Source organism: Gammaproteobacteria bacterium (assembly GCA_029882975.1).
In the GTDB taxonomy this organism is placed as follows: Bacteria; Pseudomonadota; Gammaproteobacteria; order SZUA-152; family SZUA-152; genus JAJDNG01.
This window is the reverse complement of sequence record JAOUJW010000001.1, coordinates 151,200-168,276: the sequence shown is the minus strand read 5'-3', so window position 1 is coordinate 168,276 and position 17,077 is coordinate 151,200. Positions and strand designations below refer to the sequence as shown.

General features: G+C 49.7%; 13 protein-coding genes. 8 read left to right on the top strand and 5 right to left on the bottom strand.

Features of this window, described 5'->3' with window-relative positions; translation table 11 throughout:
- The first annotated feature begins 486 nt into the window (after positions 1 to 486).
- From OEY58_00770 to OEY58_00750, 5 genes are all read left to right on the top strand, one after another.
- On the top strand, positions 487 to 2,742 hold the full coding sequence (locus OEY58_00770) for a primosomal protein N' (protein MDH5323974.1): 2,256 nt from the start codon (positions 487 to 489) through the stop codon (positions 2,740 to 2,742).
- A gap of 101 nt (positions 2,743 to 2,843) precedes the next feature.
- Positions 2,844 to 4,076: a hypothetical protein gene (locus OEY58_00765; GenBank protein ID MDH5323973.1), complete on the top strand. Its 1,233-nt coding sequence runs from the start codon at positions 2,844 to 2,846 to the stop codon at positions 4,074 to 4,076.
- A gap of 8 nt (positions 4,077 to 4,084) precedes the next feature.
- Complete coding sequence (locus OEY58_00760; protein MDH5323972.1) at positions 4,085 to 4,879, top strand: SPOR domain-containing protein; 795 nt, start codon at positions 4,085 to 4,087, stop codon at positions 4,877 to 4,879.
- Between the two features lie 213 nt (positions 4,880 to 5,092).
- A complete protein-coding gene (locus OEY58_00755) occupies positions 5,093 to 7,675 on the top strand; it encodes a cyclic nucleotide-binding domain-containing protein (GenBank protein ID MDH5323971.1) in 2,583 nt (860 codons plus the stop codon).
- A 157-nt stretch (positions 7,676 to 7,832) separates the two neighbouring features.
- Positions 7,833 to 8,558: a hypothetical protein gene (locus OEY58_00750; protein MDH5323970.1), complete on the top strand. Its 726-nt coding sequence runs from the start codon at positions 7,833 to 7,835 to the stop codon at positions 8,556 to 8,558.
- 71 nt (positions 8,559 to 8,629) lie between these two features.
- Here the strand turns inward: OEY58_00750 and speA are convergent, their stop codons facing one another.
- A complete protein-coding gene (gene speA / locus OEY58_00745; GenBank protein MDH5323969.1) occupies positions 8,630 to 10,516 on the bottom strand; it encodes a biosynthetic arginine decarboxylase in 1,887 nt (628 codons plus the stop codon).
- A gap of 157 nt (positions 10,517 to 10,673) precedes the next feature.
- Between speA and speE the strand changes: the two genes are divergently transcribed.
- On the top strand, positions 10,674 to 11,564 hold the full coding sequence (gene speE, locus OEY58_00740) for a polyamine aminopropyltransferase (GenBank protein MDH5323968.1): 891 nt from the start codon (positions 10,674 to 10,676) through the stop codon (positions 11,562 to 11,564).
- A gap of 8 nt (positions 11,565 to 11,572) precedes the next feature.
- On the opposite strand, the gene OEY58_00735 is transcribed toward speE, so the two are convergent.
- From OEY58_00735 to glnK, 3 genes are all read right to left on the bottom strand, one after another.
- Positions 11,573 to 12,022, bottom strand: a complete 450-nt coding sequence (locus OEY58_00735) for a DUF4124 domain-containing protein (GenBank protein ID MDH5323967.1) — start codon at positions 12,020 to 12,022, stop codon at positions 11,573 to 11,575.
- A gap of 160 nt (positions 12,023 to 12,182) precedes the next feature.
- On the bottom strand, positions 12,183 to 13,424 hold the full coding sequence (locus tag OEY58_00730; GenBank protein ID MDH5323966.1) for an ammonium transporter: 1,242 nt from the start codon (positions 13,422 to 13,424) through the stop codon (positions 12,183 to 12,185).
- 24 nt (positions 13,425 to 13,448) lie between these two features.
- Positions 13,449 to 13,787, bottom strand: coding sequence for a P-II family nitrogen regulator (glnK, locus tag OEY58_00725; GenBank protein MDH5323965.1), 339 nt, complete (start codon positions 13,785 to 13,787; stop codon positions 13,449 to 13,451).
- A 463-nt stretch (positions 13,788 to 14,250) separates the two neighbouring features.
- On the opposite strand from glnK, the gene OEY58_00720 reads away from it, so the two are divergent.
- Both OEY58_00720 and OEY58_00715 read left to right on the top strand, forming a co-directional pair.
- Positions 14,251 to 14,499 carry an accessory factor UbiK family protein gene (locus tag OEY58_00720; GenBank protein MDH5323964.1) on the top strand — a complete coding sequence of 83 codons (249 nt, stop codon included), beginning with the start codon at positions 14,251 to 14,253 and terminating at the stop codon, positions 14,497 to 14,499.
- 55 nt (positions 14,500 to 14,554) lie between these two features.
- Positions 14,555 to 16,075 (top strand): YifB family Mg chelatase-like AAA ATPase, encoded by a 1,521-nt coding sequence (locus tag OEY58_00715; protein ID MDH5323963.1) that lies wholly within the window; start codon positions 14,555 to 14,557, stop codon positions 16,073 to 16,075.
- A 35-nt stretch (positions 16,076 to 16,110) separates the two neighbouring features.
- Here the strand turns inward: OEY58_00715 and OEY58_00710 are convergent, their stop codons facing one another.
- On the bottom strand, positions 16,111 to 16,677 hold the full coding sequence (locus OEY58_00710; protein MDH5323962.1) for a c-type cytochrome: 567 nt from the start codon (positions 16,675 to 16,677) through the stop codon (positions 16,111 to 16,113).
- Positions 16,678 to 17,077 lie beyond the last annotated feature (400 nt).

Here is a 17,077-nt window from a genome sequence, read left to right as displayed (position 1 = left end):
TTTCTACCAGATTGTCCACACACTTATCCACAGCGAGGTTTAAAATAATCGTAACGTTTGATTTTAGCGCTTCATATTGCTTCCCATAGTCAATTCTGATAGGCCATGGAAAATGCCGCTACAGGTTATTCACATAGCAGCGACAAGTTCGGATTTTTCTGACGCCGCTGTCAATAAATTGGGATGCTCGCTTAAAATCATCTGTAACTAATTGTAATATATGACATTTAACAATTGTTTAAAACGTAAACATTTTGACACGCAGGGCTTGTTTTCCGCTGTTGCAACTCGTTCCCACCAACTTTTCCACAAAGTTATCCACAGAAAATGTGGATAACAAAAAAAAAGACAGCCAGTCAATACGTTAAGCGTATAACTGAATCTTAGTTGTTAATAACATTGCGCTAAGATTGCTTTTTGGAAGCAAAGGAATGGTGGGAGGGTAAATGGGGGCAAACGCTTGGAAATAAGTGATAATGTGCGCTTATGTCCAAAACCGAATCTAACCAAGTGATACTACGTATTGCCGTGCCATCGCCTTTGCGTCGATGCTTTGATTATCTGGGTACCCAGTCCGGTGGGGCCAAAGCTTTAGAGCCGGGTGTTCGTATTGAAGTTCCTTTTGGTCGCACGGTCCAGGTGGGTGTGTTGATAGAAACAGTTCAACAGGCGGGGGTGGAAATTGGACGACTGAAACCGATTTTACAAGTGTTGGATGAACAGCCTTGCTTATCCCATGATGTTCTGCAGTTGTTGCTCTGGGCCAGTCGCTACTATGCCCACCCTTTGGGGGAAGTACTTCATAGTGCCTTACCTTTGAACCTGAGAAAGGCCAAAGCCATGCCTCAGGCTGGTGCTGACGTGTTTCAATTGATCCCTGCAAATATACCCACGTCGGTGCGTGGTGCGAAACAGTCTTTACTAATCCAATTGCTGCAAGAGCACCCCGATGGACTTGATGCGCAACAGCTTAATGAATTGCTGGAGTCCTGGCGTGTCCCCATGAAAGCTTTGCTGGGGAAAGGGTGGGTGCAAGTGCATACACGTGTGGTGTCGCTCGGGCAGCCCGGCATAGGTGAACGTGCAGAAAGTGCGCACTTGGAAATTCAGGATAGCACGGACGCAAACTCTCTATGTCTAAATGACTCCCAGCGCAATGCTGTGGACAGCGTGACCCAGGCATTGGGCCGGTTTCAGGTATTTTTATTGGAAGGGATCACCGGAAGCGGTAAAACCGAAGTGTATTTGCGCATTACCCATCAAGTCCTGCGACAAGGTTATCAGGTTTTGATTCTGGTTCCTGAAATTGGGTTGACACCGCAACTGTTGACCCGTTTTCGAACGGCAATGGGTGAGGACAGGGTGGCAGTGATGCATTCCGGTTTAAGTGCCGGACAGCGAATGCTGGCGTGGACGCAGGTGGCAGAGGCCGGCGCCTCCGTGTTGATCGGGACCCGTTCCGCTGTATTCGCCCCGTTTAAAAACCTGGGTTTCATTGTGGTGGACGAGGAGCATGACCTGTCGTTTAAACAACAGGACGGTTTCCGTTACCATGCCCGGGATATTGCGGTGCGGCGGGCGCAACAGTTGGATGTACCGGTTCTCTTGGGATCGGCCACTCCTTCTTTGGAAAGTTTGCACAATGTGTACAGTCAACGTTATCGCCATTTGGAATTGCCGCAGCGGGCCGGTACTGCACTGAATCCGAAAATTCAACTATTGGATGTGCGCAATCAGCCACTGCCGGATGGTTTTTCCGTGGCCATGCTGGGCGCAATTCAAGAGTGTCTGCAAAAAGGGGAGCAGGTTCTGTTGTTCCTGAATCGACGCGGTTTCGCCCCTGTGCTTATGTGTCATGCTTGCGGTTGGGTGGCGGGTTGCAAGCGTTGTGACAGTCATATGACTTTGTACCAATCCCATAAAATGTTGCGTTGCCATCATTGCGGTGCGCAACGTCCGGCGCAAACTCACTGTCCGGAGTGTGCGCACGAGGACATGATTCCTCTGGGACAGGGTACAGAGCGTTTGGAGCAGTGTCTACAAAGTCACTTTCCGGGGGTTGAACTCAATCGTGTTGACCGCGACAGCACCCGACGCAAAGGCAGTTTGCAACAAAAGCTGGAAGATATCACTCAAGGGAAGAGCCGGATATTAATTGGTACACAAATGCTGGCCAAGGGGCATCATTTTCCTAATGTAACTCTGGTGGGCATTATGGATGTGGATCAGGGCTTGTTCAGTGCCGACTTTCGTGCTTCAGAGCGTATGGCTCAATTGGTGGTACAAGTGGCCGGTCGTTCAGGGCGTGGAGACAAAGCCGGGCGCGTGTTGATTCAAACGCATCATCCGGATCATCCTTTGTTACAAACTCTCATCACGCAAGGCTACAAGGCTTTTGCCACCCTGGCCCTGCAAGAACGCCAGGCGGCGGGTTTACCTCCTTTCAGCCACTTGGTGTTGCTTCGTGCCGAAGCCGTAAAGCTGGAACCGCCCTTTGAGTTCTTAACGCAAGCAGCGGAACAGGCACGCCTATTTACCGGGGGTGAGATTTTTATCAGTGACCCCGTGGCGGCCCCTATGGAGCGGAGGGCCGGCCGTTATCGGGCTCAATTGCTATTACAGTGTAATAATCGCCAAGCCCTGCATCGCTTGTTACTGCCTTGGGCTGCGGCTTTGGAGGGGCTGGCGTCAGGGCGCAAAGTCCGTTGGTCCATTGACGTAGACCCACAGGAAATGTACTGATGGGCCCCCGGAAAAAAAAGAGCCCGCCGCCCGAGCCTAAACAAAATAGGAGCCCCCGGTTTTTACTGTTGTCATCGCTCTCAGCGCAGGGGCCATTAAGTGTGCAATCGGGGCGGCTCAAGGTGCATATGGACGCCATCCAGAATATGGTGCAGGCCAGGGGCTGGCATTGCGATACCGCTTTCCTGGTGGATGACTGTGGTTCTGCCATGGATATTTTTAGCATCAGTATCTGGCTGCGCTATTTGGAATTGTGCGGTGAATCCGTAGAGTTGTCGGATGATATGTACCACGGGGACTATGTTTTTGACTTTGCTGCCACAGTGCACAGGTGTCACGGCCATAGGTTTCACCGAACCTGGGATGCAAGCTGGTCTACTCTCAGTGCTGCGGCGTTGACTGCACAGGTGCGGCAACTGATGGGAGATGAATTGGATGTCATAGCCGGCATCGGCCGCGATGCGGTACTTGCGGACATTCAAAAACATTTGGGCGAAATCGGTAATGAACCAACGCTATGGTTTTATCGCAGTGACGTTGAGGCTCAACAAATCCAGGGTGGGCCGGAATCCGCAGCGGTGGTGGCTCTACGGGAGCTGGGTTTGCTACAGTACCGTAGCGGGGATACCTGGTTGGTGGTGGGTGAGGAGGAAATCCCTTTTCAAAGTGCCGGGCAGCTGAGTCAGTTAGCAGTCTTTATCGTAGTTTGTTATATGGTTTTTCGTAATGGTTATACGCATTTTTGGTTTTTGGCAGATACCCCGCAACAAGCCGACTGTTTGCACCGTGTTGTCGCGGGTATGGTTCCAGCCTCGGGGCAGGTTCACATCAAAATCGGTTACCCCGGACAGCTTCATCTCACTGCTGGGACGGAGCTTTTGCAAGCCGATATTGCGGCTGAGGATGGGATCACTTTGCGTGAGTTGTTGCTATTACGTCGCGATGGCTTGGTAAAGGCAGAGTTGTTGTCCGAAAGGCTGGAAAGCTCGCTACAGATTGCTACAGATCATGCGGCTCCGGCCATTCACATGCTACATACAAGGCAACATCGAGATTTTGCACCGACTGAGGGGATTGGAATAAATATTGAATCCATTTTTCATGAGTGGCAGGATTTGCTCCGTGTCAGCCCACAACAGCTAAACTTGGCTCTGGAACAGTGGGATCCCGGTATTTGGATGGCGCATTTGTGCAGATTGGCTAAATTTACAGAGACTCATTACAATGCCCAGTTGCCGGAGCCGGTCCAAGGGTTGTTGACAGGGCTTTTACAACAATCCCGTGAGCAAATCCAACAAGGGATGGCTGTGATGGGGATTCAATCCCCGGAGTGAACCGAACGATGAAACCGATGCAAATGAACCGAGGTTATGCCAAGCCTGTATCGTTAGGCATTTGGCTTTTTGCACTGCTTGCCTTGAGTGGGTTTTCAGCCCTGATAATCTATATGGATCAGTATGAAAAGGGCCAGCTCACTGAAACCAAAAGTATTGATGTGAAAAAGTTAATTGAGCAGGTGGGCTCTATCAAACTGGATCCAAAGGTATCCCAGGACAAAACTGCTAAAGCACCGGAGACCAAGCAGACTCCAATTGTTCGCGCTGAGCAAGGACCACCGGAAAAGAAACAACCGACGGAAACCAAGGGGGCAAAACAGACCTTTGATTTTTACAGTCTGTTACCGGAAATGGAGGTAGTGGTTCCGGAGTCGGATTTGCTGCCTTTGAGAATCAGACCCGTAAAACCAACAGCTTCGGAAAACGCTTCAACTACCGTAGCCGTTGATAAAACAGAAAATACCTTGAACTCTCCGAACCCCGACATATCAATGGAGCGTGATAGAGTACTAGCACCGGTCAAACCCGGTTCCAATTTATTATCAGCAAAGAGTGACAGGATTCACAGTTATTTTATTCAAGCCGGTGCGTTTAAGGACATTAAGCTGGCGGATCGGCGCAAGGCCAATCTGGCATTGATGGGCATTAAATCTTCGATTGTGAGCGTAGACCTGAAGCGTCGAGGTGTTTGGCATCGAGTGCGGGTGGGCCCATTTGCTGACGTGGAAAAAATGGGTAGAGTACGTTCCTTGCTAAAGTCCAACAACATTTCCTCCATTACCGTTAAGGTTAAGTCTTGAGGTAACGGCAAGGTAGAGCAAAATTACCGCGTAAAACAGGTATTTTGTACGCTCCGGCTGTGACCACAATCACAAGATATTCAAGCACCATTTTACCCTCTATCGTTTTGTGAGGTAGTGCTCTGTGTGGAGTGCGACCCAAGCCGCTATGTGCGAGTAAGAAAGTTTGGAATTTCAATTAACCATTACCCGTCAACACACAGAGCAACTCCTATGACAGCCGTAAAAGACCTACTGGATGAAAATCTGCTGCGAACATTGGTGCCGTTCGGTGACCTGGATGATGCGCAACTGAAGGAATTACACAATCGGTACAGTATTGAAACTTTTGCATCCGGGAAACAAATATTTAAGAAAGGCACTACTGATAACAAGGCATATTACCTTCTGTCCGGCCAGGTCAAACTGATGTACGCCAAGGGCAATGTAAAATGGATTCAGGCAGACAGCAAGGAGTCCCGTTATGCGTTGACTCCGGTACAGCCGCGTAAAGCGACAGCCATTGCGCGGGGCAAGGTTAGTGTGCTTAGCATCGATATGTCCATATTTGAAGAAGTGATCAATATGGGATACCGCGACGGCTATGAGGTCGGAGAGTTGGAATTGAACGAGCAGGATTGGATGAATGCCTTTCTGCAGTCCAGCATTTTCGTGAAACTGCCTGCGACCAACATCCAGGCATTAATGATGCGGTTAAAGGAACGAAAGGTCAACGCCAACGAGGTCATTATTCGCCAAGGCGATGACGATGGAAACTACTACATTATCAAAAGCGGTCGTTGTCGCGTCGTACGTAAGCACTCACCGCAAGACAATGAAGTGGAATTGGCCGTTTTGGGGCCCGGATCCGGCTTCGGAGAAGAGTCCATCATTACCCACAACCGTCGCGGCGCTACTATTACGATGATGGAAGACGGACAATTAATGGTTTTGTCCAGAGATGATTTTAGCGAATTACTGGTCGAACCATTAATTGCTCATGTGGGATACGATGAGGTCGCCTATCAGGATAACACGATTTTTATGGATGTGCGTTACTACGACGACTATATTCGTGACGGTATAAACGGCAGCCTATTTGCGATGTTGAGTGAGCTTCGGGGTAAGCTGAAAAAGCTGGATGCAAACAAGCGCTATGTGGTCTGCAGTAATACGGGAAGTCGAGCAGCTGCCGCAGCCTTTCTGCTGTGTCAACAAGGTCTGGATGCCGTGGTATTGCGTTATGGCCTGGAAAATCTACCGGATTCAGTCAAACGCGGTAACGGCGAAACCCAGAAAACCCGATCGGTAAAAAAAGTCGTATCCAAGCACGCTATTCCAACGCTTACACCTATCAATGATTCCACGCGCGAAGCGATGCAAGATCCGAAAGTGAGGGAGTTGTTTCGCAAAGCCAAGACGCGGGTCACTGATCACGCTGCACGATTGGGCGAAGCGGAGCGGGCCAGGCGCGTAGCGGAGCAGGAAGTGGTTCGCCTCAAACGTGAAGCCGAGCAAGCGCGACAAGAGGCTGTGGAAGCCAGGCGTCAAGCGGAGTTCGCAGCAGAGGAATCTCCTCAGGTATTGCCAACGGTGCGTGAGGCCGCTCGTATCAGTGAACTGGAGTTGGGTTACAAGCAGGCTGAGATGGAGCAGGCAATACGCCAAGCGCAATATGAGGCCAAGCGAGCCACAGAGGCGAATGAAGCCCTGAAACTGGCAGAGCAAGAAATAGACAATATGAAGCGGCAAATGCAGTTGGCATTGCAGCAAGCGCGTGATGAGGCCAGTAAAACCGCCAAGGCCATCCAACGCTTCGCTGCTGTTGAAGCAAAAAAACAAAATGAACAAATCGCGCGAATAGCAGAGAAAGAAGCTCAACGTGCTCGTGAAGCAGAACAAGCCCACGAAGCGGCGCAGGCGGAAATAGAACGGCTCAAACGTGAAGTGGAGGCGGCCAAATCGGCAGCGGCTCAGCATAATGGGCAAGTAATGGCACTTACAGGCGATAAACCGTCCTTCGAATCGATGGCTGCCCGTTCTGATTTTGAGCACGAAGCGGCTAGAGCGCGGGCTGTCGAATTGGCAAACAAGCAAGCAGAAATCGAAGATGCTATGAAAATCGCCCGACAGGAGGCCGAGCGTGCCCGATACGCGGAGCAATCCCGGCAACACGCTGAAACGGAAATTGCCCGATTGCGGCACGAGGTGATGGCCTTAAAGCAAGGTGGTAAGAACGTTGAACAAAAAACCTTGGCAGCGATGCAAAAGGAACTGAGTGAAATTGCCCGTAAAGCCGCAGCGGAAGCCAAATATGCCCGTGAGGCTGAGCAAGCTCGCGTTCGAGCCGAACAGGAAATTGAACGTTTAAAACAAGAGGTTAAGCAAGTTACTCAGCAAGCTCAGGCACAATTGCTGGCGGACATTGAGAAAGCCGCGTCAGAGCGTAAAAGCATGGCGGAACGAATGCAGTTAATTCAGGAGCAGTTGCGGGAGCAAAGCCGTAAAGCAACAGAGCAGGAAGTCCTGCGACTCAAAGCCAAATTGCAGCAGGAAATGCAGCAGAAACTGCAAGCCGAAGTGGATGCTCATCGGCGTGACTTGGAGTTACAAATGAAGTCAGAAGCAGAACAGATCCGTAAGCGCGGAGAAGCGGAAAGTCAAAAGTTAGAACAGGAACGACGCCGTCTCAAAGCAGAGACCGCGCAGAGAAGGCGTGAAGAGGAAGCGCGACAAAGGGATTCTGATGCCAAGGAACGTTTTCTAAGAGCGGAACTGGAGGCCAGGGCCCGTACCCGATTGATACGCAAGAAATGAGACAGGACTAAGTGAGAATTGCTTGTTGTTCTCCATACCGATGGAAAACGCAAAAGTGTGATGCAGGCCTCAGTTGCGGGGTCGATATCTGACATAAAGTTAAATCAGGGCGATAGGGGCTGCCGATAGTCCCGTGACGGATATAGAGGGTTTAAATGTGAGTAAAGCTAACCAACAGCAAGAAACCTGGCTCTCAGACCAGGCGATGTGGGAAATGACGCTGGGACAGCGCGACTCCGCATTGGGCGGTGATGTTGAAGAGGTCATTATGCAGGCTGATGAGTTTGATTCAGGCTGGGATGATGTTCCCAGTGACGACGAGTTGGCTAGAGCGTTAAAAGAGTCTTACAAACAGCCCAGTACTCAACCGACCAACTATAATCGTCCGGCGGAATTTTCAGCTCGCGAACCCAATCCACACGTCTCTACTCAGGACGTCACCGATGTTGTGGCTCGAATGCGGGGCTGGCGCATATTGACAGGGCGCACATTCAAATACATGGCGGTTGTGGTTTTGCTATGTTTGGCATCCATTTTCGGATTCTTTGTTTCTTTGGATGACTGGCAAAAAAGCAAAACTTTGGGAGCACTGAAAAACTATCTTCCGGCGGAAGCGATTCAGTCCACTGTTGCTTTGCCGATGTCAGGCGATAAAACGGCCGTGGCCCCCACCTCAGGTAGCGTTCAGGCTGTTGTGAAGATACCGAACCCGGCAAAAGCCAAACATGAACCCGTTTTGGGTATTGAGGAACGCGTTGAAATGCGTCGTCAAAAGCAAAGAGAAGCCATGGTGCGTATGCGTCGTGAACGGGATCAGGCTATTGTCAGTTCCGCAAAAAGAAACCCTGCCGATCTCATTAGAAATCAGTGGTCCCAGGAATAGATCCGGCGCAGCCGTAGACTGCTATTTACCACTATTATTTGTCAACGGCCCCTGGCGGGGCCGTATTCTTTTCAGTCTTCCAGGTAGCTGTAACCGCGCAAACCGTTTTCCAGCTCTTTTAGATAATTGTTTTGCAGCTTAACGTCAGTGATGCAGTGTTTTACTTTTTCGGTATAGATTTGCAGCAAATCATCCGGATTGAAATGAATGTGATTCAATATATAAGATGTGGAGTCTCCCAGAACGGCTTCATGCAAGCGATAGTGGTCACCTTCAGCGGTCACGTTAATGGAGTGGGTGTCCCCAAACAGATTATGCATGTCGCCCAGAATTTCCTGATAAGCACCCACAAGAAAGATCCCTAGATAATAGGGCTCGCCGTTGTGTTCATGCAAAGGCAGACTCGACTCCACACCATCAAAATCCACATAATGATCAATACGTCCATCAGAGTCGCAGGTGATATCGTGCAAGGTTCCCCTGCGAGTGGGCTTTTCATCCAGACGCTGAAGTGGTGCAATGGGGAACACCTGGTTGATGGCCCACACATCCGGCAGTGATTGGAATACAGACATATTGCAAAAGTATTTGTCAGCCAGTTTTTCGTTGAGAATGTCCAACACTTCGCGGTGGGTTCTGGAAGTGGGATTGAGCTGCTCTTTGATCGATTGGCAGAGGGCATTGTAGAGCTGCTCACACAAAGCTTTTGTCTCCAGGTCTGCTGTACCGTAAAGGAAAGATTGGTGAACAAATTCTATATGGTGTTTGGCGCGGTTGTGTATTTCCACCAACTTTCCCTCGCCGGATTGCGCCTGCTTGATAAAATCATGCAGTTTTTGGGTATATTCGTTGATTTGCCCGGTTTGCGGTTCAGATTGCTCCGCTGTGGACTCCACGTCCAAGACATTGGTGATCAGTACCGCATGGTGCGCGGTCATGGCACGACCGGATTCGGTAATAAGGTGAGGGTGGGCCAGGCCGGCCTGATCGCAGTGTGATTTGACAATGGTAACAACGCGTTCAGCGTACTCTTCCATGGTGTAGTTCATGGAGAAGTAATTACGCGACTGGGTGCCATCATAGTCAACACTCAAGCCACCGCCAATGTCCAGATATTCCAGCGCCACACCGAGGTTGGACAATTCGGTAAAGGTACGCGAACACTCCGTAGCACCTTGTTCGATATCGGTAAGATTGGCGATCTGTGAGCCCAGGTGAAAATGCAACAATTTCAGATTGGGCAATTGTCCGGCGCGTTGGATCTGTTCAATAATGCTCAGAAGTTTTGCGGAGGTAAAGCCAAACTTGGATTTATCGCCGCCGGTATTTTGCCACTTACTGGAGCCGGCGATGGACATGCGAGCACGTATGCCCAGCAAGGGTTGAATACCCATGGTTTCGCTTTCGCGCAATACCAGGTCCAGCTCTGATTGTTTTTCTATTACTATAAAAATTCGGTGGCCCAAGCGACGGCCAATCAGTGCCAGACGAATATATTCTCGGTCTTTATAACCGTTGCAAACAATAATGCCACCGTCCTGCTCGGTTTTAGCCAAAACAATCATGAGTTCGGTTTTACTGCCGGCTTCAAGCCCCACCGTATATTGACCATTGTTGACAATGGCCTCGACGATGCTGGCCTGTTGGTTAACCTTGATGGGGTACACGGCAGTATATCCGGCGTTATAAGCTTGGCTTTGGATGGCTTGTTCAAACGCTTGGTTTAATCGGGAAATTCGTTGAGTCAGCAAATCGGTAAATCGTGCCAGTACGGGTAAGGTTAGATTTTTTTGGTGCAGTTGTTCCACCAATTCATACAGGTCTACGTCTACATGTGGTGCCAAACGCGCAACCATGTGACCCTTGTCATTGATATCAAAGTATCCTTCGCCCCAGTGTTCCACATTGTAGGTTTTTTGGGCTTGCTGGGTGGACCATATCGGTGGTTTAGATCGCAATTATCTTGTTCCTATTCGTTGGTGCGTATTCAGACCAACCGCTTTTACCCGGTTGGAGCTGTTGTTAATACAAGTTGTCATGAATTAGTCCTTGAAGACTCCCGCTACTATCTTTTATTATGCGCACTTTTTCCAATAAAGCATCGAAGGTTTGCTCATGGCATTGAATGAAGATTGGTTCACTGAGATCGAAGCTCGGGCTGGTTCCGCTTATTCCTTAAAAATCAATAAGAAACTGCACGAAGAGCAAACGCCATACCAGAAAATCGAGATTTTCGAGACCATGGCCTATGGTAATTTGATGGTCATCGATGGGTTTGTCATGCTATCCGGCAGGGACAATTTTCTGTACCACGAAATGATGTCCCACCCAGTGTTATATACGCACCCGGATCCACAGAGAGTCCTCATTATTGGCGGCGGGGATTGTGGCACATTACGCGAAGTATTGCGACATAGCAGCGTCAAAAAAGTCTGGCAGGTGGAGATTGATGAGCGCGTGACACGATTGGCAGAGCAGCATTTTCCAGAGTTGTGTGAGTCCAATAATGACGAGCGGGCGGAATTGCTGTTTACCGATGGTATCGAGTGGGTCCGACGCTGTGCGGACAATAGCCTGGACATTATCATTGTGGACAGTACCGACCCCATAGGCCCTGCTGAGGGTTTGTTTTCAGCACCGTTTTTCCAGCAATGTGCCCGCATTCTTAAACCGGACGGCATTTTGGTACAGCAGAGTGAATCGCCGTTGTTGCATTTGCATATTCTCAAAGCCATGTACGAGCAAATGGCTCAAGGCGGATTGCATTCAATGACAACCTTAAACTATCCCCAAAGTGTTTATCCCAGCGGATGGTGGTCCGCCACCATGGCTTGGAAAACTCCCCGGACAACGGGTCAAACAGGTCAGGATGTTCCCCGGTTTCGGGAGGCAGACGCGGCTGCAAAAAGTTTTGAAACGGAGTATTACAATACGGCCATACACAAGGCCGCATTCGCATTGCCGGAGTTTGTACGGAGGGCGTTAGCCGGAATCGCGGCTGAATAGCGGTATCGCTAGTTACACCATTTATTCATGTTTTCACGAGCGACGGCCAATTTCGCTTGGCGGGCAGAATCATCCAGATAGTGGCGTTCGCCGTCCTTCATTTCATAGAGACGACCACCGGCGGCCAGTGAGGCATGGTGTTGGGTGGCTGTTTCACAGTTCTTTTTCTTCATTTCCGCTTGTTGTTTTTCCCAAGCCACTTCATCTTTAGGTTTCTTACTCTTTTTATCTTCGGAAGCTGGGGCTTGTTCCTGGAGTTCTGAGTTGGCGGCCGAGTCGGAATCAGCGCTGGGGCGTTGTACCTTGAGTTTCATGGACTTCGCCGCTTTGTTAACCGGGCGCTGGCTGTAGTGTACCACGCCATTTTCATCAACCCATTTATATACAGTCACTGCCATGGCGGGCGCGCAAAACAGGCATGCGATCAGGCAAGAGCTTATGAGGTTTCGTAATTTCATGGGACCGGCCTTTTCGAACAGGTATCTATAACTATAGTCGGATGAGTCCACAAACTCTTTAGAAAATAAGCTGAGTTTTGAATTGGTTTGGCGTTTTTTGGGTATTAGCCACATAAAAAAAGCGGGTACAGGTACCCGCTTTAATGAAACCCACTTGGGATTATTTACCGCTGGTAAACTCCGGATAGGCTTCGATTCCGCAATCCACCAGGTCCATTCCTTGATATTCTTCTTCATCCGAAACACGGATGCCGATAATCGCTTTGAAGGCCATCCAAATAAGCAGACTGAGACCGAATACAAAGCCAAAAATTGCACCGATACCGGCCATTTGTCCGATCAGGGTAGCATCACTGGAGGATAGCAACACCGCCAAGACACCCCAGATACCCACAACACCGTGTACCGAAATGGCACCAACCGGGTCATCGATTTTCAGTTTGTCCAGAGTAATAATGGAGAACACCACCAACACACCGCCAATGGCTCCAATCATTGTGGCCAGCAAGGGACTAGGTGTCGCAGGACCGGCAGTAATGGCAACCAGGCCGGCGAGGGCGCCGTTCAAAGCCATGGTGAGATCAGACTTGCCGAACAGTAAGCGGGCCGTGATCAGGGCAGCAACCAGACCACCGGCTGCAGCGGTATTGGTGTTGACAAAAACCGAAGCGATATTGTCTATGGCATCTTTGCTGTCCATGGCCAATTCCGAACCGCCATTGAAGCCAAACCAACCCAACCACAGAATAAAAGTACCCAAGGTGGCTAATGGCATATTGGCACCCGGGATAGGGTGGATCTCGCCATTAGGACCGTATTTCCCTTTGCGAGGTCCTAGAACCAGCACACCAGCCAAAGCTGCTGCAGCACCGGCAAGATGTACTATGCCGGAACCGGCGTAATCACTGTAACCCAGCTCACTTAAGAATCCTCCGCCCCAACTCCAATGGCCTTGGATGGGGTAGATGAATCCGGTCATGATGACGGCAAAAGCGAGAAATGCCCACAGCTTCATGCGTTCCGCGACAGCTCCGGAGACGATGGACATGGCGGTTGCCACAAACACCACCTGGAAGAAAAAGTCGGAGAGCATAGAGTGATGGATGACATTGTCCACTAACATGGATTTGCCGTCAGGGCCGGCAATTCCGCTTAAAAGTGCACCACCACCGATAAAGCTGTTACCGCTGCCATACATCAGGTTATAACCCACTAGCAGGTACATGATGCAGGCAATGGAATACAGTGCCACGTTTTTCGTCAGGATCTCAGTTGTATTTTTACTTCGCACCAAGCCGGCTTCCAACATGGCAAAGCCGGCGGCCATCCACATAACCAGAGCACCGGCGAGGACAAACCAGAAGGTGTTAAGGATATATTTAATTTCAGGTATTGCTTCCACGGCAAATTCCTCCTAATTCTACAGTTAAAGAGCTTCTTGTCCGGATTCGCCGGTACGAATACGTACAACCTGCTCCAAATCGGACACGAAAATTTTTCCGTCGCCGATTTTTCCAGTGTTGGCGGACTTGGATATGGCTTCTATGACTTGATCTAACATGTCAGCGCTAATCGCGATATCCAGTTTTACTTTTGGCAGGAAGTCCACGACATATTCTGCGCCGCGGTACAGTTCCGTGTGTCCCTTTTGCCGACCAAAGCCTTTAACTTCGGTAACCGTAATCCCTTGAACGCCGATCTCGGACAAGGCTTCACGCACATCGTCCAGTTTGAACGGCTTAATAATTGCTGTGACTAATTTCATATCTAATCTCCTTAAATCAGGCCCCGGCCTTCGAAGGATCAATCCGGGAGCTGTGCGAGGAGGGTTTGGCGCTTGGACGGCGCGGTAATGCACCTTCAAACCACGAAAATCTCCCCAATGTGGAATTGATCTTTTTTTGTTGACGCCTTTACTCAAAGCATCCTGTGTGCCATGCTCAAAAATCAAATAAAAACAATAGGATGAGACTATTTTGAGGTTTGATTCCGGGTAGAGATTGCACCAAAATAAGAGATGTGTACTTGGGTGGTGCACCACTATGGTGCGTTCGGTCTTGTTTTGCCTGCTACTGAGCTGGGTCGAAAATTCGCGTTTGTTCCGTAGGAAAACAAGTGAAAGACAGCACTGGGAGACGAGTTCGTGGTGGAGCATGTGGTTAACGGCCCGGCCGGGCTTATGATAAAGTAGCCAAAAAACCAAATCCATACTCACATGAGGGAATGCCATGCTTGACCCGAAATATTTGGACGAATTAACGCAAAAATTAACCGGTTTGTTACCTCAGGGTTTAAAGGAAACACAGGCGGATTTGGAAAAAAATATCCTTAGCTTGCTCAACAGCACATTCGCCAAAATGAACTTGGTGACCCGTGAGGAGTTTGACGTGCAAACTCAGGTGCTGGCCCGGACCCGCTCCAAACTGGAGGCGATGGAAAAACAACTACAGGATTTGGAACGGCAATTACAACAGTGAATGTAGTAAGTCCGGTTACAGTGGGTGTGTTGTTTATGTACAAGGAGTGTGATCTATGGCCTTAGCCACGGTATATAGCCGGGCGCAATCCGGCATTAATGCTCCGCTGGTCACAGTGGAGGTGCATTTATCCAACGGCCTTCCCGGTATGTCCATAGTGGGGTTGCCTGAGGCTGCGGTAAAAGAGAGCAAGGACCGTGTTCGTGGTGCCATCATTAATTCCCAGTTTGAGTTTCCGGCACAACGGATCACGGTTAACCTGGCTCCGGCAGATTTACCTAAGGAAGGCGGTCGCTTTGATTTGCCCATTGCCATTGGTATTTTGGCCGCATCGGAACAGATTTCCGGGCCTATCGGTCATTATGAATTCTTGGGAGAGCTCGCCTTAAGTGGAGATCTTCGTGGTGTGAAAGGTGTTTTACCTGCTTCCATGGCGGCCAGTGAGCAGGAACGCAAGTTGATAGTGGCCGGAGACAATGCCTCCGAAGCGGCTTTGGTAAGTCGTGCCACTGTATTCGGAGCGGCGCATCTACTGGATGTATGTGCTCATCTGGATGGTCACAAAGCAATCCCTGCGCATGCCCCGGCGTTGTTTAAATCCGATGCAGATCTGTCTATGGACATGCAGGACATTCGGGGGCAGCAGTATGCACGTAGAGCCCTGGAAATCGCCGCCTGCGGCGGACATAGTCTGTTAATGATAGGTCCACCGGGGACGGGGAAAACCATGTTGGCCAGTCGTATGCCGGGCATTTTACCGGAGATGACTGAGGCCGAAGCGCTGCAATCGGCTGCCATTGCTTCCATCAGCGATCACGGATTTAGAACATCACAATGGCGCAAGCGCAGTTTTCGGGCGCCGCACCACACAGCATCGGGTGTGGCTTTGGTTGGTGGAGGCAGTTCGCCCCGTCCCGGTGAAATTTCACTGGCCCATAATGGCGTATTGTTTCTGGATGAATTGCCGGAGTTTGACCGGCGGGTGTTGGAAGTGCTGCGTGAACCCTTGGAATCCGGTTGTATCACCATATCTCGGGCGGCTCATCAGGCAGAGTTTCCGGCACGGTTTCAATTGATCACTGCCATGAACCCGTGTCCTTGCGGATACTTGGGCCATTCCAATGGCCGTTGTCATTGCTCGGTAGAGCAAGTACAGCGCTATCGCAACAAAATTTCCGGTCCCTTGCTGGATCGTATCGACATGCATATTGAAGTGCCCAGTCTGCCGCGCCAAATTATGCAACAGCAGCAGGCCAATAACGAGACCAGTGCCATGGTGCGTGATCGTGTTCAAGCCTGTCGTGAGCGCCAGTTACAGCGTAGCGGTATACACAATGCGCTATTGAATAATCGACAGGTAGAACAGGTCTGTGTGTTGCAGGAGCAGGACAGTCTCAGGTTGGAACAGGCGATCGATCAATTGGGTTTGTCGGCCCGAGCTTACCATCGGATTCTCAAGGTGGCTCGAACCATTGCCGATTTAAGTGATAGCGATAGTATTCAATCGGTTCACTTAAACGAAGCCATCGGCTACCGGCGCTTGGACCGGGCCGTGGCTGTACCGTTACCCGCTTGAGCCGAAAAAATTCTCCGGGCTGAGATAGGCTCTACTCATTTCAAAGACAAAATAAAATCCACTAATATGGTGATATTGCTATCGCTGACGCGAGGGGAATAGGGGGGCATGGCAATACCGCCCGTTACTTGAGTCCAATTTCCTTTACCGCCCATTTTGATTTTGTTGGTTAAGGTTTGTTTCGCTGTGGCGACTCCGGCATAGCGTGCCGCGACATCTTTCCAGGCGGGGCCGACGACTTTAACTTCCACTTTATGGCAGGCCATACAGCCGCTGCGCCGCGCCAAGGATAAGATATCATCATCTGAGTTTTGATTTGTTGTTGTGGGCGCGGGGGTAGCTGCTGTCGTCGTCTTTGTTTCTGTTGTCGTGCTGGTTTCCGGTGCCGATGCCGGTGTTGTGGTTGCGCTGTCTGTCGTTTCAGTCGTTGTGGGTGGATCTGCTGCCTCGTCCGTCATGGAGTCGTTGCCGGTTGTTGTCGGTGCTTGCGTAGCTGTCCCGGATTGCGAATCTGTTGCAGGCATGTTTTGTTTGGGTTTATCGCATGCGGTTAGTGCAGCAAATAGAAACAAATACCCAGCCCCAATTAGTACATTTTTCATATCAGTATCCCGAAGTGATGTTTTTAAACCCAAATCCTCAAACTATAGCAAAAAATGACTTTGGGTTTGTTTGTATATAAATAAAAAAGATAAAAAAACGATTTTATATCTAAAACTGTTCCAGTTTGACAATATAGAAATGCAAGCGTTGCATAAATGTTAATATTTACATTCAGTCCAGAGGATTTTGTTGTATATTAATATGTCCGAGGGGAGTCACCTATATTCACCACTGATCGAAATCTGAGCAGCGCCGAGTGTTATGACTGTTACACACAAACTGTTACACGCAAATAGTACAATGCAAAAGTACAATAACAGTACAACAAGACCGCAACCCTAATTTAACGGGTTAAACAAGTACGGCGAGGCGACAGGGCATCAGTCCAATTGAATAAAA

Excerpts from the sequence above, each read along its gene's own strand:
- OEY58_00770 (MDH5323974.1), top strand. The coding sequence starts at position 487 with ATGTCCAAAACCGAATCTAACCAAGTGATACTACGTATTGCCGTGCCA.
- OEY58_00760 (MDH5323972.1), top strand. The coding sequence starts at position 4,085 with ATGAAACCGATGCAAATGAACCGAGGTTATGCCAAGCCTGTATCGTTA.
- OEY58_00755 (MDH5323971.1), top strand. The coding sequence starts at position 5,093 with ATGACAGCCGTAAAAGACCTACTGGATGAAAATCTGCTGCGAACATTG.
- speE (MDH5323968.1), top strand. The coding sequence starts at position 10,674 with ATGGCATTGAATGAAGATTGGTTCACTGAGATCGAAGCTCGGGCTGGT.
- OEY58_00735 (MDH5323967.1), bottom strand. The coding sequence starts at position 12,022 with ATGAAATTACGAAACCTCATAAGCTCTTGCCTGATCGCATGCCTGTTT.
- glnK (MDH5323965.1), bottom strand. The coding sequence starts at position 13,787 with ATGAAATTAGTCACAGCAATTATTAAGCCGTTCAAACTGGACGATGTG.
- OEY58_00720 (MDH5323964.1), top strand. The coding sequence starts at position 14,251 with ATGCTTGACCCGAAATATTTGGACGAATTAACGCAAAAATTAACCGGT.
- OEY58_00715 (MDH5323963.1), top strand. The coding sequence starts at position 14,555 with ATGGCCTTAGCCACGGTATATAGCCGGGCGCAATCCGGCATTAATGCT.
- OEY58_00710 (MDH5323962.1), bottom strand. The coding sequence starts at position 16,677 with ATGAAAAATGTACTAATTGGGGCTGGGTATTTGTTTCTATTTGCTGCA.